This window comes from Alsobacter sp., assembly GCF_059501845.1.
Window position 1 is genome coordinate 447225 of record NZ_JCACDK010000018.1, and the last position, 24816, is coordinate 472040.

Consider the following 24816-nt stretch of genomic DNA (forward strand, 5'->3'; position numbering starts at 1 on the left):
CCAGTGCCCCGGGTCACGCCGCGTGGAGCGCCCGCTCGCGCCGGATGATCTCCGAGGCGAGCTTGAGATAGGCCTGCGACCCCGAGCTCTTGAGGTCGTAGAGCAGCACCGGCTTGCCGTAGGACGGCGCCTCGGACACCCGCACGTTCCGCGGGATCACCGTCTCGTAGACCTTGTCGCCCATGAACTGCCGGACATCGGCGACCACCTGGTTCGACAGATTGTTGCGGGGGTCGAACATGGTGAGCACGACGCCGTGGATGGTCAGCTTGGGGTTCAGCGCGGACCGCACCTGCTCCACGGTCTTCAGCAGCTGGCTGAGCCCTTCCAGCGCGAAGAACTCGCATTGAAGAGGCACAAGCACGGCGTCGGCAGCCGTCATGGCATTGATCGTCAGCAGGTTCAGCGATGGCGGGCAGTCCACCAGGACGTAGGTGAACGTGTCGAGCCCATGCTCCACAAGTGTCTTGTGGAGTGCACCCACGGCGCCCTTGAGCCGGAAGTTCCTGTCCTTCTCCGCCGCGATCTCCAGCTCCAGGCCGAGCAGGTCCAGGGTCGAAGGCGCCACGAAGAGACGGGGAACCGCTGTCTCGTGAACGGCGTCGCCGAGCACGATGTCGCCTACCAGCACGTCATAGGTGGACCGGCGCCGCATGCGGCGGTCGATGCCCAGCCCCGTCGAGGCATTGCCCTGCGGATCGAGGTCGACGATGAGAACGCGCTCACCGATGGCGGCGAGCGCGGTGCCGAGGTTGATGGCGGTCGTCGTCTTGCCGACACCGCCCTTCTGGTTGGCGAGCGCAAGGATGCGGGGAGGGCCGTCGGGCCGTCCCGTGGTGATCGAATCGTCCATGACGTGCCGCAATCCCGATCCGTTCGGTTACGAAACGATGCGCGGCTCCAGGGAGTGGACGATCACGATCCCGGCCTCCGGGTTGGTGATGCTCGCCGCTATCGACGACTGGATTCTCCAACATTTAGCCGACTCGGTCAATTCGGCCTCTACATCTTGGCCCTTGGGGAAGAGTCCCAGCGACCCTGTTGTCAACAGCTTCTCGGTCCAGCCCAGCAGCATGGGCAGCGGCGCGAGGGCCCTGGCCGTCACGACATCAACCGGTCCTTGGATGTCCGGGACGGTCTCCTCGATGCGGGCGTTCACCACGCGCGCCGGAAGCCCGAGCACCCTCGCCGCCTCGCGCAGGAAAGCGCATTTGCGGCCATTCGCCTCTACGAGCGTCACCTCCGCCCCTGGGCGGCCCTTCAGCAAAATGGCGATCACGAGCCCGGGGAAACCGGCGCCCGAGCCGAGGTCGAGCCATCGGAGGGCATCCGGTGCGAGTGTGGTGAGCTGGGCGGAGTCCGCGATGTGCCGGGTCCAGACCTCGGGGAGCGTTGCCGGACCGACGAGGTTCTTGACGGACTGCCAGCGCGTCAGGAGCTGCACCAGAGCCTCGAAATCGCGCTCGGTTTCACGTGAAACCGGGAAGAGCGCCAGAGCCCTGCGGCGGTCGTCACCGTCTCCGGCTTCTCCGCGACTCACTGTACCGGGTCCGAATCGACCGTGGCGCGGCGGCAATGGGCAGCCAGCAACGCCAAGGCCGCAGGCGTCATCCCCTCGACACGCCCCGCCTGTCCCAGGGTCCTCGGCTTGACCAAAGCGAGCTTTGCCCTGAGTTCACTCGAAAGCCCGGACAGGCTGGCATAGGCGAGATCCGGGACGAGGATCTGCTCCTCCCGCCGGAATGCCGCGATATCCGCGTCCTGCCTGTCGAGATAGACGGCGTACTTGGCGTCCGTCTCCACCCGGTCCGCCACCCGCCCTGGAACACCCGCGAGCTCGGGCCAGAGCGGGATGAGGGAAGCGAGCGACAGCCCGGGATAGGAGAGCAGCTCGAACGCAGACCGCCTCACCCCGTCCTGGTTTATCGCGAGGCCTGCCGCCCGGGCCTGAGTCGGGGTGACCGAGCGCTCCGCAAGACGGCTCCGGAGAGCTGCGACCTCCGCTTCGAGGCGGCGGGCCTTCGCGGCCCGATCCGACCTGATCACACCTGCGGTCTCGCCCAGCTCCGTCAGCCGCTCGCCTGCATTGTCCACCCTCAGGCTCAGCCGGTACTCCGAGCGGGAGGTGAACATTCGGTACGGCTCGGTCACGCCCTTCGTAACGAGGTCGTCGACGAGGACCCCGATATAAGCCTGCGACCGGTCGATCACGACCGGCTGGGCCGCCCCGGCGAGCCTGGCAGCGTTCATTCCGGCGAGCAGTCCCTGGGCGGCCGCCTCCTCGTATCCGGTGGTCCCGTTGATCTGGCCGGCTAGGAAAAGCCCGGCCAGCCTCTTGACCTGAAGTGTCGGATCGAGAGCCCGGGGGTCGACATAGTCGTACTCGATTGCGTAGCCCGGCCGCAGGATGCTGGCATCCTTCAGTCCGGGGATGGTCCGCACTAGGGCATGCTGGACGTCCTCCGGCAGGGAGGTCGAGATTCCGTTGGGATAGACGGTGTGATCGTCGCGGCCTTCCGGCTCGAGGAAGATCTGGTGATTCGTTCTGTCGGCGAATCGAACGACCTTGTCCTCGATCGACGGGCAATAACGCGGCCCTGTCCCGGAGATGTCGCCGGAATAGACCGGTGCACGATGCAGATTGGCGCGAATCAGCGCGTGTCCCGCTTCTGACGTTTGAGTGATGCCGCAGCGGACCTGCTCCACGTCCAGACGATCCGTCATCGCCGAGAATGGCTCGGGCGGATTGTCGCCGTCCTGCATCGCAAGGCTGGCCCAGTCGATCGTACGCCCGTCGAGGCGCGGCGGAGTGCCCGTCTTGAGACGGCCGAGCGGCAGCGCCAGATCCGCGAGCCTGGCCGCGAGCGCCCGCGATGGGGCCTCGCCGACGCGGCCAGCCGGGATCTTGCGCTCGCCGATATGGATCAGGCCGTTCAGGAATGTCCCTGTCGTCAGCACCACGGCTACGGCACCAAGCTGGCGTCCGTCGGCGAGAGTCACGCCGGTGGCACGGCCATCCGTGACGAGCAGATCCGCGACCTCGCCTTCGACGATCGCGAGACCGGCTGTCTCGGCAAGCAGCCGCTGCACGGCCTGCCGGTAGAGTTTCCTGTCGGCCTGGGCACGCGGGCCGCGCACGGCGGGGCCCTTTCGCCGGTTCAGCACCCGGAACTGGATCCCGCCCAGATCGGCCGCTCGTCCCATGATGCCGTCGAGTGCATCCACCTCGCGCACAAGGTGGCCCTTCCCGAGGCCGCCGATTGCGGGATTGCAGGACATCTCTCCGATAGTTGCGGCGTTGTGCGTGACGAGGGCGGTACCCGCTCCCATCCTTGCCGCGGCTGCCGCAGCCTCGGTGCCGGCGTGCCCGCCGCCAACCACGATGACGTCAAACCTGATCAAAGTGCACTCGCTCCAGCAGAGGAGGGCGACTTAGCGTGCAGCGGCTGCTTCGTCAAAGTGGAACGAGCGTTTCGGAACCGAATCGACCGTTTCACGTGAAACGGCTGCCTCATTTTCCGATGCAAAACCGCGAGAATATGGCTCCCAGGACAGTCTCGACGTCAACCCGATCGACAAGGACGTCCAAGGCCCGCATGGCCCTGCGAACCTCCTCCGCCGCGAGTTCAAGTTCGCCCCCGGCCGAGAGCAGCCGCGTTGCGGAGCGCAGCGCCTGCTCCGCGCCCTCGAGTGCCCGCCGGTGCCGCTCGCGGGTTACGATGGCCGATCCCGTCCCGGCCAAAGAGCAGACGCGTGACGTCAGCTCTGCGACCAGCTGATGGGTCCCGTCCGGATCGACGGTCGAAACGGCGATCTCCGCACTGGAGCTTTCTTCTACGATCGCATCGCCGGCCAGATCAGATTTCGACCGGACCCGCAGGACCTTCCCGGCCGGAAGGTCCTCATCCATTTCGGCCGGTGCGTCGGCAGGAGAAAGCCAGAGAATCAGGTCGGCGTCGGCCGCCCTGTCACGGGCCCGCTGCACCCCGATCTGCTCGACGGCATCGGCGGTGTCCCTGAGCCCGGCCGTATCTGTCAGCACGACCCGGATCCCCTGAAGGTCGAGCACCACCTCCAGCGCATCGCGCGTCGTTCCCGGAACATCCGTTACGATCGCCACGTCTCGACCGGCGAGAGCATTCACCAGGCTGGACTTGCCGGCGTTGGGAGGCCCGAGCACGACGACGCGAACGCCTTCCCGCACGATTTCGCCGCTGCGGTCGCCGAGCGCCTTGTTAAGATCAGCTCTCAGGGACGACAGCTCGTCGACGATGGGTCGGGCGTCAAAGCTCGCAACGTCCCCCTCGTCCGCAAAGTCGAGCTCCGCGTCGAGCCGGGCGAGGATGCCGACCAGCGTGTCGCGCCAGCCTCCGGCGCGGCCGGACAGGGCGCCGCCCATCTGCTCCAGGGCCTGCCGGCGCTGCGCCGCGGTCTCGGAATCGACGAGGTCTACGAGGGCTTCGGCCTGAACGAGGTCCAGCCTTCCATTCCGCAACGCCCGGAACGTGAACTCGCCCGGTTCGGCAGGCCGTAAGCCGGGCAGGCGGCCGAGAGCTGCCAGAACGGCGTCGCGCACCGACCGGCCGCCATGGAGGTGGAGCTCCGCCATGTCCTCGCCCGTCTCGGTGTTGGGGCCGGCGAACCAGAGGACCAGCGCCTCGTCGAGGAGCTCTTTCGAAACGGGATCGCGCAGCCGGCGAAGACCGGCCTTTCGTTCCTCAGGCAGCCGCGAGACGAAGCCGGAGAGCGCCGGTACGGCAAGCGGACCGCAGATCCTGACGACCGCGAGAGCGGACCGGCCCGGCGGGGTCGCGGGAGCAAAGATGGTGTCGGACGCGGAAGCGTTGAACATCAGCGAGGTGACCCTCAGCTCTGATCCGCCGTCGTTGCGGTGCCGAATCGACCAGGCGGCTTGTCCTGGCGTTCGCGTCTCTGTCCATCGTTCCGGATGCGAATCGCCAGGGCCCGGCGACCGTTCAGGTGTTCATCGAATCGAAGAAGTCCGAATTCGTCTTGGTCTGCCGCAGCTTGTCCATGAGGAACTCGATGGCGTCGACGGTGCCCATCGGATTGAGGATGCGGCGCAGGACGTACATCTTCTTGAGCACGTCGGCGGGAACGAGCAGCTCTTCCTTGCGGGTGCCCGAGCGCGTGATGTCGAGCGCCGGGAACACGCGCTTGTCCGAGACCTTGCGGTCCAGGATGATCTCGGAGTTACCCGTTCCCTTGAACTCCTCGAAGATCACTTCGTCCATGCGGCTGCCGGTATCGATCAGGGCCGTCGCGATGATCGTCAGCGAGCCGCCTTCCTCGATGTTGCGCGCCGCGCCGAAGAAGCGCTTCGGCCGCTGCAGGGCGTTGGCGTCGACGCCGCCGGTCAACACCTTGCCGGAGGACGGCACCACGGTGTTGTAGGCGCGACCGAGGCGGGTGATGGAGTCCAGCAGGATCACGACATCGCGGCCGTGCTCGACCAGGCGCTTGGCCTTCTCGATCACCATCTCGGCGACCTGCACGTGACGGGCCGCCGGCTCGTCGAAGGTCGACGAGACGACCTCGCCCCGCACGGAGCGCTGCATGTCCGTGACTTCCTCGGGCCGCTCGTCGATGAGCAGGACGATGAGGTAGCACTCCGGGTGGTTGGTGGTGATCGACTGGGCGACGTTCTGCAGCAGCACCGTCTTGCCGGTGCGCGGCGGCGCCACGATCAGGCCGCGCTGGCCCTTGCCGATCGGCGACACGATGTCGATGATTCGCGCCGAGAAGTCCTTGCGGGTCGGATCCTCGACCTCGAGCTTCAGCCTCTCATTGGGGTAGAGCGGCGTCAGATTGTCGAAATTGACCTTGTGCCGCGCCTTGTCGGGATCCTCGAAGTTGATCGTGGTGACCTTCAGGAGCGCGAAGTACCGCTCGCCCTCCTTCGGGCTGCGGATCTGCCCCTCGACGGTGTCACCGGTGCGAAGGCCGAAGCGGCGGATCTGCGAGGGTGAGACGTAAATGTCGTCAGGCCCTGCGAGATAATTCGAATCGGGCGAGCGCAGGAAGGCAAAGCCGTCCGGCAGGACCTCGACGACACCCTCCCCGATGATCTCCACCTCGTTCGAGGCAAGCTGCTTGAGGATCGCGAACATCAGCTCCTGCTTGCGCATGGTGCCGGCATTCTCGACCTGCAGCTCTTCGGCGAAGGCGAGCATCTCTGTCGGCGACTTCGCCTTGAGATCCTGGAGCTTGATTTCCCGCATGGAGATGTCCTGGAGGCGCCCGCTCTGTGGCCGGGCGGTCGGGTGGGGAGAAAAACGGGGACGCGTCTGCGACGGTTCCGCGGAGCCGGGCCCTGCTCGTATGCTTCGTGAGAGCCGAAGCGAGACCTCGGGTGGACCGGCCGCATCTGGGGAGGTGGAGGTCAGATAGCGCGATTTACACGGCCTGACAAGTGGATCCGAGCGGGTGCGATGCCGTCAGAACGGTTTGACGATCACGAGGACGACGATAACCACCATCAGCACCGTCGGCACCTCGTTGAGGATGCGGAAATAGCGCTGCGGCTTGGCGTTGCGGTCCTCGGCGAAGGCCCGGACGTGACCGGCGAGCATGCCGTGCACCGCGCTCATGCCGATCACCAGAAGAAGCTTGGCATGAAACCAGCCGGCCATGTACCAGCCGCCCTGCCAGACGATCCACAGGCCCGCCAGCCAGGTGACGATCATGGCCGGGTTCATGATCGCCTTCAGCAGGCGCCGTTCCATGACCTTGAACGTCTCGGACGTGTTTGAGCCGGCAGCGGCCTGCGTGTGGTAGACGAACAGCCGCGGCAGATAGAGCAACCCCGCCATCCACGCGATGACGGCGATGACGTGCAGGGCCTTGATCCACTCGTACATGGCGTGCGCTCAGCCGTGCCGGAGCCGCTGGACGAGGCGGGCAACGTGCTCTGGATTGGTCTCCGGCACGATGCCATGGCCGAGATTGAGGATATGCGGCCCGTCGGCGAAGCCTTTCAGCACCCCGTCGAGCCCCGAATCCAGCGCCTCTCCACCGGCCACCAGAGCCAGCGGATCGAGATTGCCCTGCACCGGCCGCCGGGACTGGACGTGCTTGGCCGCCCAGGCGGGATTGACGGCCCAGTCGAGGCCGATCGCGTCGGCGCCCGTCTCGGCGACACGGGCATGCCCCGCCCCCGCCGCCCTGGCGAAGACGATAATGCGAGCGTCCGGAACCTGCGCCCGGACTCCCGCCACGATGCGGCTGATCGGCTCCAGCGACCAGCGCTCGAGGCCTTCCGGAGTCAGCGCGCCGGCGAAGCTCTCGAAGATCTGGACGGCCTCGACGCCGTTCCTGAGCTGCCGCACGAGATAGGCGATCGAGGAGGTCACCAGCCGGTCGACCAGCGCCTGCATGAAGGCCGGCTCGCGGTAGGCGAGCAGCCTGGCGGGTGCGAGCTCGGGGGTGGCCTTCCCCGCGATCATATAGCTCGCAACGGTCCAGGGAGCCCCGCAGAAGCCCAGGAAGGTGGTCTCGGCCGGCAGGGCCGCCTTGACCCTGCGGATCGTCTCGAAGACCGGCTCCAGCCTCGTCCAGTCCGGCTCCTCGCGCAGGGCCTCGAGCCCCGCCATGCCGTCGAGCGGCGGCAGGCGCGGACCCTCGCCCTCGGCGAAGGAAACCGGCTGGCCCAGGGCGTCGGGGATGACGAGGATGTCGGAGAACAGGATGGCGGCGTCGAGCCCGTAGCGGCGGATCGGCTGCAGGGTCGCTTCGGCGGTAAGATCGGGCGTGTAGCAGAAATCCATGAACCCGGAGGCCTTGGCCCTGATCTCCCGGTACTCAGGAAGGTAGCGACCGGCCTGACGCATGATCCAGACCGGTGGCGGGTCCATCCGCTCCCCGGCGAGCACGCGGAGGAGCCGCTTGCCGGCGGCGGTCGGGGTGGGCTTGGCGCTCGTCGGATCGGACACGGATAAAGAATCTTTCTTTCATATAGAGAGTCTTGTTCTTGCTTTTAGACCGCCCGCCCGCGGGACGCCACCTCGTCCACAGGCCACCCACAGACTGTCCCTGCCGGGTGAATCGGCCGGGGATCCTGCGACCGCGAAAATCCTTAACGAATCGTAAAGGGAATCGAACGCCTTGTGCGGGCGGCCCGGCGCGTCGCGTCGCGTCGAGGCCGGCGGCAGGAACGGCCTGTCGAGAACAGGGATGAATCCGGTCCCCAGCGCGAGGCCTGTTGATCGCCAGGCGGTCATCGGTGACAGTGCCGGGGCGCCCTCCGGACGAGCCCGACTTGCACCCGGATCTCCACAGGCTTCCACAGGGCTGTGGGAAAGGCGCCGGGGACCTCACGGAATTGGGCCGCAGCTATTTTCACCTTCATCTCGTCTCCGATGCGACCGGCGAAACGCTGATCGCCGTCAGCCGTGCGGCCGCGGCGCAGTACCAGGGCATCTCCGCAATCGAGCATGTCTATCCGCTGGTGCGCAACGCCACGCAGCTCGACCGCGTCGTCAGCGAGCTCGAGGCCGCTCCCGGGATCGTGCTCTACACCCTGGTCGAGCCCGAGCTGGCGCAGCGGCTGGAGGCCGCCTGCGCCGAGTTCGGCTGCCCCTGCCTGTCTGTCCTCGATCCCGTGCTGAGCCTCTTCCAGTCCTATCTCGGCACGGTCTCGACGCAGCGGCCGGGCGCCCAGCACGTGCTCGACGGCGAGTATTTCAAGCGCATCGACGCGCTGAACTACACGCTCCTGCACGATGACGGGCAGCTTCCCACGGACCTGGAGAGCGCCGACGTCGTGCTGGTCGGCGTTAGCCGCACCTCGAAGACGCCCACCAGCATCTATCTCGCCAATCGCGGCATCAAGACCGCCAACATCCCGCTGGTGCCGTCCATCCCCCTCCCCTCGCAGCTGGAGACTGTGAAGAACCCGCTGGTGGTCGGGCTCGTCGCCAGCCCCGAGCGCATCGTGCAGATCCGGCAGAACCGCCTCCTCACTCTGAACGCGCCGGAGGACAGCCCCTATGTCGACCGGACCATCGTCGCCGAGGAGATCGCCTTCTCCCGCAAGCTGTGTGCGCGGCACAACTGGCCCCTGATCGACGTGACGCGCCGCTCCATCGAGGAGACGGCCGCCGCCATCATCGATCTCTACAAGCAGCACCGGCTGCGCTTCATCGTGGAGTGAGCATGGCAGCCGCAACGCTGTGGCTCGCGCGTGAACCGCTGATCCTGGCCTCGCGCAGCGCCGGACGGCGGGCGCTGCTGGAAGCGGCTGGAATCCCCGTTCAGCTGCACCCCGCCGGCATCGACGAGCGCGCGGCCGAGGGGGAGGCGAGAGCGGCCGGTGCCGATGCAGAGGGCGTGGCGGCCGCACTGGCCGCCGCAAAAGCCCTCGCGGTCTCCCGCGACATGCCCGGTCGGGTGGTGCTGGGCGCCGACCAGACGCTCGCCGTGGACGGCGCGGCGCTGCACAAGCCGGCGTCGCTGGAGGAAGCCGCCGGCCATCTGCGCCTGATGGGGGGCCGCAATCATCAGCTGCACTCCGCGGTCCATATACGGCGCGGCGACACGGTGCTGCTCCACACTGTCGAGACAGCCACTCTGCACATGCGCGCCTTGTCGGAGGCAATGATCCGGCGCTATTGCGAGGCTGCAGGCGACGCTGTTCTCTCCAGCGTCGGCGCCTACCAGCTCGAAGGGCTGGGGATCCACCTCTTCGAACGCATCGAAGGCGATCACTTCACCATCGTGGGACTGCCGATGCTGCCGGTTCTCGACGCGCTGCGCCGGGCGGGCCTCGTGCAAGCCTGAGGATCACGGGTATGGCCAAGGAACCCCGCGCCTGCGTCATCGGCCATCCCGTCGCGCATTCCCGCTCGCCGATGATCCACGGACATTGGCTGCGTACCCTGGGGCTGCCGGGGTCCTATGGACGCGAGGATGTCGCACCCGGCGACATCGAGAACTTCCTCCGTTCGCTGCGCGAGCGCGGCTATGCCGGTGCGAATGTCACGATCCCGCACAAGGAAGCGGCGTTCCGCGTGGCGGACAGGACGACGGACCGGGCTCGTGCGGTGGAGGCCGTCAACACGCTGTACTATGAGGGCGACGTCCTCGTCGGCGACAACACCGACGGCGAGGGTTTTCTGGCGAGCCTGGAGGAGGGGTGCCCCGGCTGGGCGAGGAAGGCCCGCTGCGCGCTCGTTCTGGGTGCCGGCGGAGCGGCACGGGGCGTGATCGCCGCGCTGCGCGGCACCGGGATCCCTCGCATAGTCGTTGCAAACCGGACGCGGGAGCGCGCCGAGGCGCTGGCGCGGCTTTTCGGCCCGGGGGTGGAGGCGATCGCCTGGGCAGACCTTCCTGAAGCGCTGCGGGAGGCTGACCTGCTGGTCAACACGACCTCCCTCGGCATGAAGGGTCATCCGCCCCTCGACCTCGACCTCCATCCGTTGAAGGAGGGAGCCGTCGTCACCGACATCGTCTATGTCCCGCTCCTGACGGATATCCTTGTCCGCGCCCGGGCGTCCGGCCACCCAGTCGTCGGCGGGCTCGGCATGCTGCTGTACCAGGCCGTCCCCGGCTTCGAGAAATGGTTCGGCGTCCGGCCCAGGGTCACGCCGGAGCTGCGCGCGCTGGTCGAGGCCGATGTCGAGCCGCCGCGATGACCTTCGTTATCGGCCTCACCGGATCCGTCGGAATGGGCAAGTCGACCACGGCCGCCCTATTCCGCGGGCTGGGCGTGCCCGTCCATGACGCCGATGCGGCGGTGCATCGGCTCTACGCGGGCGCCGCGGTGCCGCTCGTCGAGGAGGCTTTTCCCGGCGTGACGCGAGATGGCGCGATCGACCGCGGGGCCCTGAAGGCACGCGTCCTCGGCGACAGCGAGGCCATGCGGAGGCTGGAGGGCATCGTCCACCCGCTCGTGCGCGCCGAGGAGGACGCATTCCTGGCCAAACACTCGGCCGCTTCGCTTGCCGTGCTCGACGTGCCGCTGCTGCTCGAGACAGGCGGCGATGCGCGCTGCGACGCCGTTCTCGTCGTGACGGCCCCGGCAGCTGTGCAAAAGCAGCGCGTTCTCTCCAGGCCGGGAATGACGCAACAAACGTTCGAGGCCATCCTCGCGCGGCAGATGCCTGATTCGGACAAGCGCGCCCGCGCGCACTTCATCGTCGACACCGGGCGTGGCCTGGACGCCGCGGCGGCCCAGGTCGCCGGCATCGTGCGGACCGTCGCCGGACGGCCTGGGCGGGGAGGGCGCGCGTGATGGCGCTGCGCGAGATCGTCTTCGACACCGAGACCACGGGTCTCAGCGCCAATGGCGGCGACCGGATCGTGGAGATCGGCGGCGTCGAGATGCTGAACCACATCCCGACCGGCCGGAATTTCCACGTCTACATCAACCCCGAGCGCGACATGCCGCCGGAGGCGTTCGCGGTTCATGGCCTGTCGACCGCCTTCCTCTCGGACAAGCCGGTCTTCGCCGCCGTTGCGGGGGAGTTCCTGGAGTTCATCGGCGACGCCCGCATGGTGGCGCACAACGCGTCCTTCGACGTCGCCTTCTTCGATGCCGAATTCCGGCGCCTCGGCTACCCGCCGCTGGCACCCGAGCGCATCGTCGATACGCTGGTGATCGCCCGCCGCAAGTTTCCGTTCGCCAACAACAGCCTGGACGGCCTTTGCCAGCGCTTCGGCATCGACAATTCGCGCCGTACGAAGCATGGCGCGCTGCTCGACGCCGAGATCCTCGCCGAGGTGTATCTGGAGCTGATGGGCGGGCGGCAGGCGAGTTTCGGGCTCGCGGATACGCGTCGCGTCGCGGGTCCGGCGGCTGGTGCGGGCGGGCGCAGGAGCCTAGCCCGGCCGCAGACGCTGCCACCGCGCCTCACGCAGCAGGAGCAAGCGGCGCACCGCGCCTTCGTGGCGACGCTCGGCCAGGAGCCGGTGTGGGGCGACTACTGGACCGAGGCGGCGGCGGAGGCGGAAGCCGCCTCCTGAGCCCGTCGGTCAGGCCTGCGCGACCGGGGAGCCACCGCCGCTCTCGGCCAGGCGCTGGCGATACAGGCCGGCGAAGTCGATCGGATCGATGAACAGCGGGGGGAAGCCGCCATTGCGCACCGCGTCGGCCACGATCTGGCGGGCGAACGGGAAGAGCAGGCGCGGGCACTCGATCATCACGACTGGATGAACTTGCTCCGCCGGGATGTTCTGCATGCGGAACACGCCGGCATAAAGCAGCTCGAAGCTGAACAGCAGGTTCGGCTTGTCGCCGGCACGCCCCTCCAGCGTCAGCTCCACCTCGAAGTCCGTTTCGGACATCTGCTTGGCGTTGACGTTGACCGAGATCGAGATCTGCGGGGGCTCGGCCTGCGGGGTCAGCGAGCGCGGCGCGTTGGGATTCTCGAAAGACAGGTCCTTTATGTACTGGGCGAGGGCGTTGAGGCTCGCTGCGTTGGCGTCTTGCGGCGCGCCGTTGGCGGGTGCGGACATGTCATTCCTCCCAGGCCCGGACTTCCGGGCGGACTGCTGGACCGGGCGCGGTGGGGCACCCGTCGGGTCGCGCGGGGGCTAGCACGGAACGCCGGGCCGAACAAGGCGGCGGCGGTGCCGTTGACGAGTGGAAGAATGAGCGCGAGAACCCATATGATGTGGCTGGTATTGCCAAGCGACGCCGCCCCCGGGAGTGGATTGGGCCCATGCAGGATACGTTCGACCTGACGACGATCATCTTTCTCGCTCTGGCGGTGATCGTGATCTGGCGCCTGCGCTCCGTCCTCGGCACGCGCACCGGGTCGGAAAGGCCGCCGGGCGAGCTGCCGCGCCGTCCCGCGCCTCCCGTACCGGCGCGGCCCGCGGACAACAACGTGGTGCGCCTGCCGGAGAAGACCGACGCTCCCGCAGGGGACACGCCGCCGGCCGAGCGCTGGAAGGGACTGGCCGAGGCGGGAACCCCGCTGGCAGCCGGCTTCGATGCCGTCCACGCGGCCGATCCCACCTTCGATCCGAAGGAGTTCCGGGAAGGCGCCAAGCAGGCCTACGAGATGATCGTGACGGCCTTCGCGCAGGGCGATCGCCGCACGCTGCGCGATCTGCTGTCGCGCGAGGTGTTCGACGGGTTCGTCGGCGCGATCAACGATCGCGAGAAGCGCGGCGAGCGTGTCGAGATGACCTTTGTCTCAAGCGAGAAGGCGGAATTCGCCGACGCCCAGATGAAGGGCAAAAACGCCCAGATCACCATGCGCTTCCTCTCGAAGCTCATCACCGCGACCTACGACAAGTCCGGCGGGGTCGTGGATGGTGCCGCCGACAAGGTGGTGGATGTCACCGACGTATGGACCTTCTCGCGCGACACGAGCTCGCGTGACCCGAACTGGAAGCTGATCGCGACCGAGTCCGGGCATTGATCGGCAGGGCCGGCCATGTGCTCGCCCCGCTCCTGCTGCTGACCATGACCGCCGCCGCCCCTTCCCCAGGTCCAGCGATACCAAGTGTCGGGCCGGGCGGGGCAGTTCTGTCACCGGTCTCCTTCGACGCCATCCCGGGCTGGTCCGGCGACGACCACGCCGCCACCATGGCGGCGTTCCTGCGCAGCTGCGAGGCCATCGCGGATGGCATCGCCGCGTTGCGGCCCGGCGTCGCGCCGCCTGCGATTCTCGCCTCCGCCTGCCGCGACGCCCTCGCGGCCCGGCCGGCGACACAGGCTGGGGCGCGGAGCTTCTTCGAGGAGCGGTTCCGGGCATGGCGTATCACCCCCCGGGACGGCGAGGGGTTCCTGACCGGGTACTACGAACCCGAGGTCGAAGCCTCCGAGGTGCGCACGGGCCAGTTTCCCGTTCCGGTCCTGGGCAGGCCTGCCGACCTCGTCACGCTGGCACAGGGCGAGACGGCGCCGGGACTGGACCCGGCCCTCGCGGCGGCGCGGCGCACGCCCGGCGGCCTCGAGCCCTACCCGGACAGGGCCGCCATCGAGGATGGCGCTCTCGACGGCCGCGGCCTCGAACGGCTCTGGCTGCGCGATCGGGTCGAGCTCTTCTTTCTCCAGGTGCAGGGCTCCGCCCGGGCGGTGCTCCCCGACGGCCGGGTCGTGCGGCTCGTCTATGCCGGCCGCAACGGACAGCCCTACACCTCGATCGGCAAGGTCATCGTCTCGGAAGGCCTGATGCGGCTGGAAGACATGACCCTGCGCTCCCTCAAGGCCTGGCTGCGGGCCAATCCGCAGGAGGCGCGCCGCATCCTGAGGATGAACCGGTCCTACGTGTTCTTCTCCGTCCGGGACGACCTCGATCCCGCGGAGGGGCCGATCGGCGCAGCTTCCGTGCCGCTGACGCCGCTTCGCTCCATCGCTGTCGACCGGACGCTCTGGCCCTACGGGCTGCCCTTCTTCATCTCCGCCGACCTGCCGGACGGAACGGGCAAGACCGGGCCGTTCGCCCGCCTGACGATCGCCCAGGATACCGGGTCCGCCATCCTGGGACCGGCCCGGGCAGATCTGTTCACAGGCTGGGGACAAGCCGCGGGCGACCACGCGGGCGACATCCGCCATCGCGGCGATTTAGTCGTCCTGCTCCCCCTGGGGATAACTCCGGGGGATCTGGTGCCGTGAAGCCGCGCCGTCGCAGGACCCTGACGGGCGACGAGATGGCGCTGTGGTCGCACGTGACCCGCCACGTCACGCCCATGCGGGGACGCCGCGCCGACACGCCGCCGCTCGAGCCGGCGCCGGCTCCTGCGCCCGAAGCCGCCGTCCCGGCTGTCGCGAGCGAGACCAGGCCAGGGAAGTCCAAGAGGTCCGCCGCGAACGCCGCCCCCGCGCCGAAGCCGGCGCCCCCGCCATCACCGCCCGTGCCGGCCCCGCTGGAGCGGCGGCTGCGGCAGCGCCTGGCGCGCGGTCACCACCCCATCGACGCAGTGATCGACCTGCATGGCATGCGGCAGGACGAGGCGCATGCCGCGTTGCGGGCGTTCGTCAGGTCCTGCCAGGCGGCGCACTACTCGGTCGTCCTGGTGGTCACGGGCAAGGGCGGTCAGGGGATGTCCGGCCCCGGCCATGTCTTCGACGAGCGCGGCGTGCTGCGCCGGGTCGTGCCGCACTGGCTTCGGCTGCCCGACATACGCGGCGCGATCGTCGGCTTCGAGGAGGCCGCCGCCCATCATGGTGGAGCGGGGGCGCTCTATGTCCGGCTCCGCAAGCCGGGGAGGGGAGGGGCGTCGTGACGCCTTTCGGCGAAAAGGTCCGGGCGCTGCGGGCGGAGCGCGGTATCGCGCTGAAGGACATGGCCGAGGAGATCGGCGTCACGCCCACCTATCTCTCCGCGCTCGAGCATGGCCGCCGCGGCCGGCCGACCTGGGACACCCTCCAGCGGATCATCCAGTACTTCAACGTCATCTGGGATGATGCCGAGGAGCTGCAGCGCCTCGCCATGCTGTCTCATCCGAAGGTGACCATCGACACCGCCGGCCTCTCCCCGGCCGCGACGTTGCTCGCCAACCGCCTGAAACGGGCCATCGGCGACCTCGGCGCGGACGACCTCGCAAGGCTGCACGGCATTCTCGACGAGGCCACCGGTCGCAGGTGACGCTGCACGCACTCGCCGCGAAGCTTGACCCTTGTCGCTCCGGATGCGACACGCCGCCGACGCAACCCCACCGGATTTCTCCATGCCCGCTCCCCGCTTCGACGTGCTCGGCCTCGGCAATGCCATCGTCGACGTCCTCGCCCACACCGAGGACGACTTCCTCGTCGCCAACGACCTGAACAAGGGGGCGATGCGGCTGGTCGACGAGGCGGAGACGGAGCGCCTCTATGCCGCGATGGGGCCGGCGCTCATCATCTCCGGCGGCTCGGTGGCCAACTCCACGGTCGGCGTGGCGTCCTTCGGTGGACGCGCGGCGTATATCGGCAAGGTCCGCGACGACGAGCCGGGCGCGCTCTTCTCGCATGATCTGCGGGCGATGGGCGTCCATTTCGGCACGGCCCCGGCGCAGGACGGCCCCGCGACGGCCCGCAGCTTCATCCTGGTGACGCCGGACGGCGAGCGCACCATGAACACCTATCTCGGTGCCTGCCAGAACCTCAGCCCTGCCGACGTCGATGCCGAGGTGGTGCGCGATTCCGCCTTTGTCTATCTCGAAGGGTACATGTGGGATCGCGAGCAGGCGAAGGAGGCCTTCCGCAGCGCCGCCGACATCGCCCACTCCGCGCAGCGGCGCGTGGCGCTCACTCTCTCCGACGGCTTCTGTGTCGACCGGTATCGCGAGGAGTTCCTCGGCCTTGTCCGCTCCGGCCGCCTCGACATCCTCTTCGCCAACGAGCACGAGCTGAAGAGCCTGTACCAGACAGCGGACTTCGACACGGCGCTGTCGGCGCTGCGGGCCGAGCAGCCCCAGGGACGCGATCTCCTCGGCGTCGTCACGCGCTCCGCCGAGGGCTGCCTGGTCGTCACGCGCGAGGAGACGCACGCGGTTCCTGCGTTTCCGGTCGAGCGCCTGGTCGACACCACGGGGGCGGGCGACCTCTTCGCGGCCGGCTTCCTCTTTGGCCTCGCACGCGGCTTCGACCCCATCACGGGTGCCCGCCTCGGCGCGCTCGCCGCCGCCGAGGTGATCCAGCACATCGGCGCCAGGCCCGAGGTGAGCCTCAAGGAGCTGGCCGAGCAGAACGGCCTTCCGGTCTGACCCGCCAAGAGGCGGCGGGCCGGTGGCCAGCGGGCGATGATTCACGTGAAACATCGCCCCGGACGCATTCCGTGATTCACATCGGGACGGGGGTCATCCAGCCCTGCGCTGCCCCGGTCGGGTCGAGCAGGATGGCGATTCGCCCGACGCCCGGCACGTCGAAGGCCGGCCGCAGGAGAGTCGCGCCGAGCGACACGGCATTGGCGACGGTCTTGTCCACGTCATCCACCGCGATGTAGCTGAACCAGTGCGGCGGCACGCCGGGTGGAGACACGCCGGTCATGTTCATCAGGCCGCCGACCGGACGGTCGCCGAGCTTGGCGACCCAATATGTGGATCCTTCCGCCATCGGCATGGCGTCGAAGGTCCAGCCCAGCGTGGCGCCATAAAAGTCCTTGGCGCGGTCCACGTCGTTGGTCATCAGCTCGTTCCAGTAGAACGTCCCGTTCTCGGCCATGGCGATCCTCCTGCACAGTGGCGCGCAGCGTAACATCGGGACATGACGGCTTCCATGCCGCTGCGGCCTTGCCATCCGCTCCCGCCTCGGCCACATCGCGCCCATGCGCCTCTTTGAAACTCCGCTGCCCATCGACGACGCACTGCCCGGGCTCCTCGCGGCGCTGGCAGGGGGAAACGCCGCCGTGCTCGTCGCGCCGCCCGGAGCGGGCAAGACGACCCGCGTGCCGCTGGCCCTTCTCGACGAGCCGTGGACGACGGACGGCAAGATCCTCGTCCTGGAGCCGCGCCGGCTCGCCGCACGGGGGGCTGCACACCGCATGGCCGCCACCCTCCGCGAGACAGTCGGCGAGACGATCGGCCTGCGCGTCCGGCTCGGCTCGAAGGTCGGGCCCCGGACACGCATCGAGGTCATCACCGAGGGCGTGTTCACGCGCATGATCCTCGACAACCCCGAGCTGCCGGGCGTCGCCGCCGTGCTCTTCGACGAGTTCCACGAGCGGTCGCTCGACGCCGATACGGGCCTGGCCTTCGCCCGGGACGCTCAGGGCGGCCTGCGCGAAGACCTCCGGATTCTCGTCATGTCCGCGACGCTGGACGGGGCGCGCGTCGCCCGCCTGCTCGGCGATGCCCCCGTGATCGCCAGCGAAGGCAGGTCATACCCGGTCGAGACCCGGTATGCCCCGCGCGATGCGCGGCGGCGGATCGAGGAGGAGGTATCCGACGCGGTGCTGAGGGCCCTGCGGTCCGAGCCCGGCTCCATCCTGGTCTTCCTTCCCGGCCAGAGCGAGATCCGCCGGACCGCGCGTATCCTCGCCGAGCGCGTCTCCGATCCCGCGATCGATGTCGCGCCTCTCTATGGGGCGATGGACCAGAGGGCGCAGGATCTCGCGGTGCAGCCGGCAGCCCCGGGTCGCCGGAAGGTGGTGCTCGCGACCTCGATCGCTGAGACGTCGCTGACCATCGAGGGTGTCCGGGTGGTCATCGATTCGGGCCTCGCGCGCGTCCCCCGCTTCGAGCCCGCGCTCGGCCTGACGCGGCTGGAGACCGTGCGCGTCTCCCGCGCTGCCGCCGACCAGAGGAGGGGCCGTGCAGGCCGCACCGAGCCTGGCGTCTGCATCCGGCTGTGGGAGGAGGCAGCGACGGGGGCGCTGGAGCCCTTCGCCCGGCCGGAGATCCTGGCCGCCGACCTTTCGGGCCTGCTGCTCGACTGTGCCGCATGGGGCGTCGCGGACCCCTGCTCGCTCGCCTTCCTCGATCCGCCGCCGGCTCCCGCCCTCGCCGAGGCGCGCGCGCTGCTGCACGAGATCGGTGCACTCGACACTGAAGGCCGGCTCACGGACGAGGGCAGGGCGATCCGCGACCTGCCGCTGCCGCCGCGCCTCGCCCGGATGGTGGTGACGGCGTCCCGCCGCGATGAGGGGCGGCTGGCCGCCGACATCGCCGCCGTGATCGTCGAGCGCGGGCTGGGGGGCGACGGCACGCATCTCGGGCACCGGGTCGAGGCTTTCCGACGCGATCGATCCGCGCGCGCCGAGGACATGCGGCGGATGGCGCGCGGCTGGGCGGGGGAGGGGGCTGCAGGCGACCCGTCCGGGGCGGGGCGCGTTCTGGCGCTGGCCTATCCCGACCGCGTCGCCAGGGCGCGAGGGGCCGCCGGCACCTTCGTCATGGCCAATGGCCGCGGCGCCTCGGTCGAGCCGCACGATCCCCTCGCACGCGAGACCTTCCTCGCCGTGGCCGAGCTGGCGGGGGCGGCGGGATCGGCGCGCATCCTGCTCGCGGCGCCGATGGAGCAGGACGACATCGATGCGGACTTCGCCGGCCGGATCGAGGACCGCGACGAGGTCACCTTCGACAAGGCCTCGGCCTCCCTGCGGGCCCGCCGGGTGCGCCGCCTCGGCGCGGTATCGCTGGCCTCGCAGACGCTGCCGGTCGAGCCGACGCCGGCCAACGCCGCGCTGCTGGCCGAGGGCATCGCGGCGCTCGGCATGGGTCGGCTGCCCTGGACGAAGGCGCTGTCGCAATGGCGCAACCGCGTCCTGTTCATGCGCCGGGCCGACCCGTCTTTCCCCGACCTCTCCGACACGGTGTTGGCCTCGACGGCCGCCGAATGGCTGGCGCCGTTCATCACCGGCAAGGCGTCGCTGTCAGCGATCGGAGCCGATGACCTCCGGCAGGCCCTCGAAGCCCTGTTGCCATGGGACCTGTCGCGCCGCCTCGAGGCGGAGTGCCCGACCCATTTCGAGGCGCCCACCGGAAACCGCCACGCCATCGACTACGAGAATGGCGACGAGCCGGTGCTGGCCATCCGCGTGCAGGAGCTGTTCGGGCTGCGCGATCATCCGGCCGTCGCGGGCGGCAGGCTGCCGCTGCTGTTGCACCTGCTCTCGCCTGCCCACCGTCCTATCCAGATCACCCGCGACCTCCCCGGCTTCTGGGCCGGATCCTGGTCGGGCGTGAAGGCCGAGATGAAGGGCCGCTATCCCCGTCATCCCTGGCCGGACGACCCGGCGTCGGCACTGCCGACAGCCCGTGCCAAGCCGCGCGGCACCTGACCTCCCGATTGCACAGTCATCGGCTAGTATTCGGTGCTGCCGGCTTCGCCGCCATGGCAGTGACGCAACACTCGGCGCAGACCCCGGCCGTACACGCGTTGGTGATCTGCTCAAGCAGTTCAACTGCCACGCTTAGGACGTAATTGGACAACTTATCCGGGCGGCTGCAGGGCGTGAGCCCGGCGGCCGAAGATTGCGCCAGTCTGTCGCAGTCCCGCATTCATTCTGATCCGTACGCAACCTGAAGCTGTAGTCGCTGCGGTACACCACTGGAGACGCTGTCGATGACCTCCCGTTCTTTCCTGGCCGGCGCCCTTGCCGTCCTCGCCACCGCCGGTTCGGCCCTTGCCGCCGACCTCCCGGCCCGCTCCGCTCCGCCTCCGGTCGTTCCCGTCGCCCCCGTTTTCACCTGGACCGGCTTCTATGTCGGCGTGAACGCCGGCTACGGCTGGAGCGCCTCGAAGAACGCGACCTACACCGGCACCGACAACTACCTGTCTCTGGTGCCTCTCGTTCCCGGCTCCGTCGGCGTCGAGAATGACGGCTTCGTCGGCGGCGCGCAGGCCGGCTACAACTACCAGATCGGCGCCTTCGTCGTCGGCGCCGAGGCCGACATCCAGTACTCCGACCTGAAGAAGACCAGCGTCGTCGGCGCCGACCTCGCCACATCCAGCGTCAAGCGTGACCTGACCTGGTTCGGCACCGTGCGCGCCCGTGCCGGCTACGCCATCGACCGCCTGCTCGTCTACGGCACCGGCGGTCTGATCTATGGCGAGACAAAGCTCGACAACACGATCACCGGAAACGGCATCGCCAGCGGCGCCTTCTGGACGGGCTCGAAGTCGGATACGGCGGTCGGCTGGACGGTCGGCGCCGGCGCCGAGTATGCCTTCACCAACAACATCACGGCCAAGGTCGAGTACCTCTATTACGACCTCGGCACGACGCGCGTCGATGCGCTGCCCGACGGCACCACCGCGGCTGCCCTGCCGGGCGTCGCCGGTTCGCTCAAGGCCGACAATCGCGGCAACATCATCCGCGCGGGCCTGAACTACAAGTTCTGAGCGCCTCCGCATCTCCTGTCGACGGCCCGGCCCAGCGCCGGGCCGTTTGCGTTCGAGGGCGGGAATTTGCGAGCCGGGCGTTCCGCGTCCGGCCGGGATGGGGCATAAGCGGCCAACCCGTCCCGGAGACCCGCCATGTCCGCCCTGCCCGCTCCGCGCGACCGCCTCATCGTGGCGCTCGACCTTCCCGACACCGCCGCCGCCGAGGCGATGGTGGACCGGATCGGCGACGCCGCGACCTTCTACAAGGTCGGCATGGAGCTCGTATATGGCGGCGGCCTGCCGCTCGTCGAAAGGCTGGTGAAGGCGGGCAAGAGCGTCTTTCTCGACCTCAAGCTGCATGACATCCCCAACACCGTCGCCCGCGCCACGGCGCAGGTCGCCGGGCTGGGCGCGGCCTACCTCACCGTGCACGCCTATCCGCAGACGATGAAAGCCGCCGTCGAGGGAGCGCGAGGCACGGGGCTGCAGCTGCTGGCCGTCACGGTGATGACCTCCTGCGACGACGCCGACCTTGCCGCGGCCGGCTACGCCTTCGGCGTGCGCGACCTGGTGGCGCGCCGGGCGGAGCAGGCCGCCGCCGCCGGCGTGCACGGGCTGATCCTGTCGCCGGAGGAGGTTGCGGCGATGCGCGCCCGCGTCGGCAGCCGCCTCGCACTGGTCACGCCCGGGATCCGCCCGGCGGGCGGCGAGGCGGGAGACCAGAAGCGCGTCGCCACGCCGGGCGCCGCCATCGCGGCCGGCGCGGACCGCATCGTCGTCGGGCGGCCGGTGACGCAGGCTGCCGATCCGCGGGCGGCGGCCGAGGCGATCGTGGCGGAGATCGCCGCGGCCGCGTGATCCGCGCTTGCTCCGCTTTCGCTTCGCGAAACGAAGCGTCCGCAACGTTTGACCCTGCCGCGTGCGCCTGTTTCTCTTGCGCCCCAATCAGGGAGAGAACGACCATGCCCAAGGGCTACATCATCGCGCGCGTCAGCGTCGACGATCCCGACAGCTATTCCCTCTATGCCAAGGGCGCCTTCGCCGCGATGCAGAAGTACGGTGCAAGGATCATCGCCCGCGGTGGCCGTTCCGAAGCGCTGGAAGGCGATGCCCGGCCACGCAACGTCATCCTGGAGTTCGAGAGCTACGACCAGGCGAAGACGTACTTCACCTCACCCGAATACCAGGAGGCACGCCGCCACCGCGTCGGCGGCAGCACCGGCGAATTCGTGCTGGTGGAAGGCTTCGACGGAGAGCAGCCGTGAACAAGGGCTACTGGATCGCACGCGTCGACGTTCACGATGCGGAAGCCTACCAGGGCTATCTCGCCCGCAACGGCAAGGCCTTCGCCAAGCATGGCGCGCGGTTCGTGGTGCGCGGCGGTCCGTTCCATGTCGGGGCCGGAACCGCGCGAGAGCGCAACGTCGTCATCGAATTCCCGAGCTACCAGGCGGCGCTCGATTGCCTCAACTCGCCGGAATACGCCGAGGCCGTCGCCTTCCGTGACAAGGGCGCTCATGTCGACCTGATCGTCATCGGCGGCTATGACGGGCCGCAGCCGGGCGAGAGCGCCTGAGGCCTCGCCTTTTGCGGGACGGGGCGCTATGGAGCGGCGGGGCAGCCCGTGGCCGCCCCGGCGCGGCGTGAGGAGCAGCTTGTCATGACGGAGATGCGGCTGGTCGTGGTCGGCGCGGCGGGGCGCATGGGCCGCATGCTGGTGCGCACCATCCATGACACGCCCGGCGCCGTGCTCGCGGGCGCCATCGAGCGTCCGGGATCCGAGGCCATCGGGCAGGATGCCGGCATCCTCGCGGGCACCGGCGAAGCAGGGATCCGCGTCACGGACGATGCCCTGCCGGTCTTCGCCGCCGCCGACGGCGTGCTGGACTTCACCTCCCCCGCCGCCACGGTGTCCTTTGCGGCGCTGGCTGCGCAGGCCCGCATCGTCCACGTCGTCGGCACGACGGGGATGGAGGACGAGCACCTGGCGAAGCTGGAGGCCGCGGCACGCCACGCCGTCATCATCCGCTCCGGGAACATGAGCCTCGGCGTCAACCTGCTGGCCGCGCTGGTGAAGCGGGTGGCCAAGTCGCTCGGCGAGGAGTTCGACATCGAGATCGTCGAGATGCACCACCGGATGAAGGTCGATGCGCCCTCCGGCACGGCGTTGCTGCTCGGCGAGGCGGCGGCCGAGGGGCGCGGCATCGCGCTGCGCGACAAGTCCGAACGCGGCCGCGACGGCATCACCGGCGCGAGGCGCCCGGGTGCCATCGGTTTCGCCTCGCTGCGCGGCGGCACGGTGGTCGGCGATCACGACGTCGTCTTCGCCGGCCCATCGGAGCGCATCACCCTTTCCCACCATGCCGAGGACCGCGCCATCTTCGCCCGCGGCGCCGTCAGGGCCGCCCTCTGGGGGCGGGGGCGAAAGCCGGGGCTCTATTCCATGGCCGACGTGCTCGGCCTCGCCGATTTCTGAACCTACGGAGAAATTCCATGGAGCGCCTGCTCGTCCTCGTCCGCCATGGCCAGAGCGACTGGAACCTCAAGAACCTCTTCACCGGCTGGAAGGACCCCGGCCTGACCGAGAAGGGCATCGAGGAGGCGAAGGCGGCAGGGCGCAGGCTGAAGGCGCTCGGGCTCGGCTTCGACATCGCCTACACATCCGCCCTCACGCGGGCCCAGCATACGCTGAAGCTCGTCCTCGACGAGCTCGGCGCGCCCGGCCTGCCGACGACGCGGGACGAGGCGCTGAACGAGCGCGACTACGGCGATCTCTCCGGCCTCAACAAGGACGACGCGCGCGCCCGCTGGGGCGAGGAGCAGGTGCATCTCTGGCGCCGCTCCTACGACGTGCCGCCCCCGGGCGGAGAGAGCCTGAAGGACACGGTGGCGCGCGTTCTCCCCTACTACTGCCAGGAGATCCTGCCGGAGGTCCTGCGCGGCAAGCGCGTGATCGTCGCGGCCCACGGCAACTCGCTGCGGGCACTGGTGATGGTGCTGGACCGGCTGACGCCCGCCACCATCCCATCCATGGAGCTGGAGACCGGCGTGCCGCTCGTCTACCGGCTCCACGCCGATTCGACGGTGCTGTCCAAGGACGTGCTGACCGCCTGAGCCGGAGCGCGATCTCGCCTTTGTCATCCCCGGCGGCCCGAAGGGCCGGGAAGGGGATCAGGCCTGTTCGCGTTTCACCACTGGATCCTCTTCTCGGGCGGCTTCGCCGCCCGCCGGGGATGACACGCGAAAGCCGTCGTTACGTGTCCGAATCGAACAGGGCGGCGGTCGCCGGCTGCTTGGGAGCCGGCGTTTTCGGCTCGTACCGGCAGAGATCATTGATCAGGCAGCGCCAGCATTCCGGTTTCCGGGCCTTGCAGACATAGCGCCCGTGCAGGATCAGCCAGTGATGCGCGTGCAGGCGATAGGGGGCCGGCACGATCTTCTCCAGCCCAAGCTCGACCTTCAGCGGGTTGTCGCCCGGCGCCAGCGGGATGCGGTTCGACACCCGGAACAGGTGCGTGTCGACGGCGATCGTCTCCTGCCCGAAGGCCATGTTGAGCACGACATTGGCCGTCTTGCGCCCCACGCCGGGCAGCGTCTCCAGCACGGCCCGATCCTGCGGCACCTCGCCGCCGTGCTCCTCGACGAGCTGCCGCGAGAGGGCGATGACGTTCTTCGCCTTGTTCCGGAAGAGCCCGATCGTCTTGATCGCCTCCCGCACCGCGTCCTCGCCGAGGTCGAGCATCTTCTGCGGCGTGTCGGCAATGTTGAAGAGCGGACGGGTTGCCTTGTTGACGCCGGCATCGGTGGCCTGCGCCGACAGCACGACGGCGACGAGCAGCGTGTAGGGATTGACGTGCTCAAGCTCGCCCTTGGGCTCCGGCTCGGCCGCATGGAAACGGCGCAACACCTCGGTCACCAGCGCCGGCTCGAGCGGCTTCGGAGGTTTCGGCGGCTTCTTGCCTGCCCGGCCCGCGGCCTTTGCCGGAACGGCGGTCCGGGAGGCGCGTTTGCCCGGGGCCGCGAGTTCCTCCCCGCCTCCCGGCGATGCGGCGTTGCGTCTCTTTGAGGCAGCGGGGGCGGGCTTTTTCGGAGGCATC

Annotated in this window: 27 protein-coding genes; 17 read left to right on the plus strand and 10 right to left on the minus strand. The window is 69.0% G+C overall.

Annotated features, from left to right (window positions below; genetic code table 11):
- Positions 1 to 13 precede the first annotated feature (13 nt).
- The 7 genes from AC5JCN_RS16985 to hemE all read right to left on the minus strand — a co-directional run bounded on the left by AC5JCN_RS16985 (position 14) and on the right by hemE (position 7952).
- Entirely contained in the window at positions 14 to 853 is an 840-nt protein-coding gene (locus AC5JCN_RS16985; protein WP_495756268.1) for a ParA family protein, read from the minus strand.
- A gap of 27 nt (positions 854 to 880) precedes the next feature.
- Positions 881 to 1540, minus strand: coding sequence for a 16S rRNA (guanine(527)-N(7))-methyltransferase RsmG (gene rsmG, locus AC5JCN_RS16990; RefSeq protein WP_495756269.1), 660 nt, complete (start codon positions 1538 to 1540; stop codon positions 881 to 883).
- The gene (gene mnmG, locus AC5JCN_RS16995; protein ID WP_495756270.1) at positions 1537 to 3402 is read right to left on the minus strand and encodes a tRNA uridine-5-carboxymethylaminomethyl(34) synthesis enzyme MnmG; all 1866 of its coding nucleotides are present in this window, start codon (positions 3400 to 3402) and stop codon (positions 1537 to 1539) included. The genes rsmG and mnmG overlap by 4 nt, the downstream gene beginning before the upstream one ends.
- 109 nt (positions 3403 to 3511) lie before the next feature.
- The gene (gene mnmE, locus AC5JCN_RS17000) at positions 3512 to 4852 is read right to left on the minus strand and encodes a tRNA uridine-5-carboxymethylaminomethyl(34) synthesis GTPase MnmE (RefSeq protein WP_495756271.1); all 1341 of its coding nucleotides are present in this window, start codon (positions 4850 to 4852) and stop codon (positions 3512 to 3514) included.
- A 124-nt stretch (positions 4853 to 4976) separates the two neighbouring features.
- The gene (rho, locus tag AC5JCN_RS17005; protein WP_495756272.1) at positions 4977 to 6242 is read right to left on the minus strand and encodes a transcription termination factor Rho; all 1266 of its coding nucleotides are present in this window, start codon (positions 6240 to 6242) and stop codon (positions 4977 to 4979) included.
- Between the two features lie 216 nt (positions 6243 to 6458).
- Positions 6459 to 6881 carry a protoporphyrinogen oxidase HemJ gene (gene hemJ, locus AC5JCN_RS17010; RefSeq protein WP_495756273.1) on the minus strand — a complete coding sequence of 141 codons (423 nt, stop codon included), beginning with the start codon at positions 6879 to 6881 and terminating at the stop codon, positions 6459 to 6461.
- Between the two features lie 9 nt (positions 6882 to 6890).
- Positions 6891 to 7952, minus strand: coding sequence for a uroporphyrinogen decarboxylase (hemE, locus tag AC5JCN_RS17015; protein ID WP_495756274.1), 1062 nt, complete (start codon positions 7950 to 7952; stop codon positions 6891 to 6893).
- A gap of 389 nt (positions 7953 to 8341) precedes the next feature.
- Here hemE and AC5JCN_RS17020 point away from each other — a divergent pair, with 389 nt between their 5' ends.
- Genes AC5JCN_RS17020 through dnaQ form a run of 5 tightly spaced genes read left to right on the plus strand, consistent with a single transcriptional unit; the run spans position 8342 to position 11982 of the window.
- The gene (locus AC5JCN_RS17020) at positions 8342 to 9172 is read left to right on the plus strand and encodes a pyruvate, water dikinase regulatory protein (protein ID WP_495756275.1); all 831 of its coding nucleotides are present in this window, start codon (positions 8342 to 8344) and stop codon (positions 9170 to 9172) included.
- Positions 9173 to 9174: 2 nt separating this feature from the next.
- The gene (locus AC5JCN_RS17025; RefSeq protein ID WP_495756276.1) at positions 9175 to 9798 is read left to right on the plus strand and encodes a Maf family protein; all 624 of its coding nucleotides are present in this window, start codon (positions 9175 to 9177) and stop codon (positions 9796 to 9798) included.
- An 11-nt stretch (positions 9799 to 9809) separates the two neighbouring features.
- Positions 9810 to 10652, plus strand: coding sequence for a shikimate dehydrogenase (locus AC5JCN_RS17030; RefSeq protein ID WP_495756277.1), 843 nt, complete (start codon positions 9810 to 9812; stop codon positions 10650 to 10652).
- The gene (gene coaE / locus AC5JCN_RS17035) at positions 10649 to 11251 is read left to right on the plus strand and encodes a dephospho-CoA kinase (RefSeq protein ID WP_495756278.1); all 603 of its coding nucleotides are present in this window, start codon (positions 10649 to 10651) and stop codon (positions 11249 to 11251) included. Before AC5JCN_RS17030 ends, coaE begins: the two co-directional genes overlap by 4 nt.
- A 5-nt stretch (positions 11252 to 11256) precedes the next feature.
- Complete coding sequence (gene dnaQ, locus AC5JCN_RS17040) at positions 11257 to 11982, plus strand: DNA polymerase III subunit epsilon (RefSeq protein ID WP_495757667.1); 726 nt, start codon at positions 11257 to 11259, stop codon at positions 11980 to 11982.
- 9 nt (positions 11983 to 11991) lie between these two features.
- Here the strand turns inward: dnaQ and secB are convergent, their stop codons facing one another.
- Positions 11992 to 12474 (minus strand): protein-export chaperone SecB, encoded by a 483-nt coding sequence (gene secB / locus AC5JCN_RS17045; RefSeq protein WP_495756279.1) that lies wholly within the window; start codon positions 12472 to 12474, stop codon positions 11992 to 11994.
- 206 nt (positions 12475 to 12680) lie between these two features.
- Here secB and AC5JCN_RS17050 point away from each other — a divergent pair, with 206 nt between their 5' ends.
- The 5 genes from AC5JCN_RS17050 to AC5JCN_RS17070 all read left to right on the plus strand — a co-directional run bounded on the left by AC5JCN_RS17050 (position 12681) and on the right by AC5JCN_RS17070 (position 16659).
- Complete coding sequence (locus AC5JCN_RS17050; RefSeq protein WP_495756280.1) at positions 12681 to 13388, plus strand: Tim44/TimA family putative adaptor protein; 708 nt, start codon at positions 12681 to 12683, stop codon at positions 13386 to 13388.
- The gene (mltA, locus tag AC5JCN_RS17055; RefSeq protein WP_495756281.1) at positions 13385 to 14587 is read left to right on the plus strand and encodes a murein transglycosylase A; all 1203 of its coding nucleotides are present in this window, start codon (positions 13385 to 13387) and stop codon (positions 14585 to 14587) included. The genes AC5JCN_RS17050 and mltA overlap by 4 nt, the downstream gene beginning before the upstream one ends.
- Positions 14584 to 15198, plus strand: coding sequence for a Smr/MutS family protein (locus tag AC5JCN_RS17060; RefSeq protein ID WP_495756282.1), 615 nt, complete (start codon positions 14584 to 14586; stop codon positions 15196 to 15198). Before mltA ends, AC5JCN_RS17060 begins: the two co-directional genes overlap by 4 nt.
- On the plus strand, positions 15195 to 15560 hold the full coding sequence (locus AC5JCN_RS17065) for a helix-turn-helix domain-containing protein (RefSeq protein WP_495756283.1): 366 nt from the start codon (positions 15195 to 15197) through the stop codon (positions 15558 to 15560). The genes AC5JCN_RS17060 and AC5JCN_RS17065 overlap by 4 nt, the downstream gene beginning before the upstream one ends.
- 82 nt (positions 15561 to 15642) lie before the next feature.
- Positions 15643 to 16659 carry an adenosine kinase gene (locus AC5JCN_RS17070; RefSeq protein ID WP_495756284.1) on the plus strand — a complete coding sequence of 339 codons (1017 nt, stop codon included), beginning with the start codon at positions 15643 to 15645 and terminating at the stop codon, positions 16657 to 16659.
- Between the two features lie 76 nt (positions 16660 to 16735).
- Here the strand turns inward: AC5JCN_RS17070 and AC5JCN_RS17075 are convergent, their stop codons facing one another.
- Positions 16736 to 17116 carry a VOC family protein gene (locus AC5JCN_RS17075; protein ID WP_495756285.1) on the minus strand — a complete coding sequence of 127 codons (381 nt, stop codon included), beginning with the start codon at positions 17114 to 17116 and terminating at the stop codon, positions 16736 to 16738.
- Positions 17117 to 17219: 103 nt separating this feature from the next.
- Here AC5JCN_RS17075 and hrpB point away from each other — a divergent pair, with 103 nt between their 5' ends.
- From hrpB to AC5JCN_RS17110, 7 genes are all read left to right on the plus strand, one after another.
- Positions 17220 to 19673: an ATP-dependent helicase HrpB gene (gene hrpB / locus AC5JCN_RS17080; protein WP_495756286.1), complete on the plus strand. Its 2454-nt coding sequence runs from the start codon at positions 17220 to 17222 to the stop codon at positions 19671 to 19673.
- Between the two features lie 284 nt (positions 19674 to 19957).
- Complete coding sequence (locus tag AC5JCN_RS17085; protein WP_495756287.1) at positions 19958 to 20737, plus strand: outer membrane protein; 780 nt, start codon at positions 19958 to 19960, stop codon at positions 20735 to 20737.
- Positions 20738 to 20872: 135 nt separating this feature from the next.
- Positions 20873 to 21577, plus strand: a complete 705-nt coding sequence (gene pyrF, locus AC5JCN_RS17090) for an orotidine-5'-phosphate decarboxylase (RefSeq protein ID WP_495756288.1) — start codon at positions 20873 to 20875, stop codon at positions 21575 to 21577.
- A gap of 104 nt (positions 21578 to 21681) precedes the next feature.
- Positions 21682 to 21984, plus strand: coding sequence for a DUF1330 domain-containing protein (locus tag AC5JCN_RS17095; RefSeq protein ID WP_495756289.1), 303 nt, complete (start codon positions 21682 to 21684; stop codon positions 21982 to 21984).
- Positions 21981 to 22295, plus strand: a complete 315-nt coding sequence (locus AC5JCN_RS17100) for a DUF1330 domain-containing protein (protein WP_495756290.1) — start codon at positions 21981 to 21983, stop codon at positions 22293 to 22295. The genes AC5JCN_RS17095 and AC5JCN_RS17100 overlap by 4 nt, the downstream gene beginning before the upstream one ends.
- A gap of 93 nt (positions 22296 to 22388) precedes the next feature.
- Positions 22389 to 23195 (plus strand): 4-hydroxy-tetrahydrodipicolinate reductase, encoded by an 807-nt coding sequence (gene dapB / locus AC5JCN_RS17105; protein WP_495757668.1) that lies wholly within the window; start codon positions 22389 to 22391, stop codon positions 23193 to 23195.
- Between the two features lie 17 nt (positions 23196 to 23212).
- Positions 23213 to 23833 (plus strand): 2,3-bisphosphoglycerate-dependent phosphoglycerate mutase, encoded by a 621-nt coding sequence (locus tag AC5JCN_RS17110; protein WP_495756291.1) that lies wholly within the window; start codon positions 23213 to 23215, stop codon positions 23831 to 23833.
- Positions 23834 to 23972: 139 nt separating this feature from the next.
- On the opposite strand, the gene nth is transcribed toward AC5JCN_RS17110, so the two are convergent.
- Entirely contained in the window at positions 23973 to 24815 is an 843-nt protein-coding gene (gene nth, locus AC5JCN_RS17115; RefSeq protein ID WP_495756292.1) for an endonuclease III, read from the minus strand.
- Position 24816 lies beyond the last annotated feature (1 nt).

Coding starts and splice junctions, on each gene's coding strand:
- hemJ (WP_495756273.1), bottom strand. CDS start 6,881: ATGTACGAGTGGATCAAGGCCCTGCACGTCATCGCCGTCATCGCGTGG.
- AC5JCN_RS17085 (WP_495756287.1), top strand. CDS start 19,958: ATGACCTCCCGTTCTTTCCTGGCCGGCGCCCTTGCCGTCCTCGCCACC.
- AC5JCN_RS17030 (WP_495756277.1), top strand. CDS start 9,810: ATGGCCAAGGAACCCCGCGCCTGCGTCATCGGCCATCCCGTCGCGCAT.
- AC5JCN_RS17025 (WP_495756276.1), top strand. CDS start 9,175: ATGGCAGCCGCAACGCTGTGGCTCGCGCGTGAACCGCTGATCCTGGCC.
- nth (WP_495756292.1), bottom strand. CDS start 24,815: ATGCCTCCGAAAAAGCCCGCCCCCGCTGCCTCAAAGAGACGCAACGCC.
- dapB (WP_495757668.1), top strand. CDS start 22,389: ATGCGGCTGGTCGTGGTCGGCGCGGCGGGGCGCATGGGCCGCATGCTG.
- AC5JCN_RS17070 (WP_495756284.1), top strand. CDS start 15,643: ATGCCCGCTCCCCGCTTCGACGTGCTCGGCCTCGGCAATGCCATCGTC.
- secB (WP_495756279.1), bottom strand. CDS start 12,474: ATGTCCGCACCCGCCAACGGCGCGCCGCAAGACGCCAACGCAGCGAGC.
- AC5JCN_RS17050 (WP_495756280.1), top strand. CDS start 12,681: ATGCAGGATACGTTCGACCTGACGACGATCATCTTTCTCGCTCTGGCG.
- AC5JCN_RS16985 (WP_495756268.1), bottom strand. CDS start 853: ATGGACGATTCGATCACCACGGGACGGCCCGACGGCCCTCCCCGCATC.
- AC5JCN_RS17095 (WP_495756289.1), top strand. CDS start 21,682: ATGCCCAAGGGCTACATCATCGCGCGCGTCAGCGTCGACGATCCCGAC.
- AC5JCN_RS17075 (WP_495756285.1), bottom strand. CDS start 17,116: ATGGCCGAGAACGGGACGTTCTACTGGAACGAGCTGATGACCAACGAC.
- AC5JCN_RS17110 (WP_495756291.1), top strand. CDS start 23,213: ATGGAGCGCCTGCTCGTCCTCGTCCGCCATGGCCAGAGCGACTGGAAC.
- mnmE (WP_495756271.1), bottom strand. CDS start 4,852: ATGTTCAACGCTTCCGCGTCCGACACCATCTTTGCTCCCGCGACCCCG.
- hrpB (WP_495756286.1), top strand. CDS start 17,220: ATGCGCCTCTTTGAAACTCCGCTGCCCATCGACGACGCACTGCCCGGG.
- rho (WP_495756272.1), bottom strand. CDS start 6,242: ATGCGGGAAATCAAGCTCCAGGATCTCAAGGCGAAGTCGCCGACAGAG.
- pyrF (WP_495756288.1), top strand. CDS start 20,873: ATGTCCGCCCTGCCCGCTCCGCGCGACCGCCTCATCGTGGCGCTCGAC.
- coaE (WP_495756278.1), top strand. CDS start 10,649: ATGACCTTCGTTATCGGCCTCACCGGATCCGTCGGAATGGGCAAGTCG.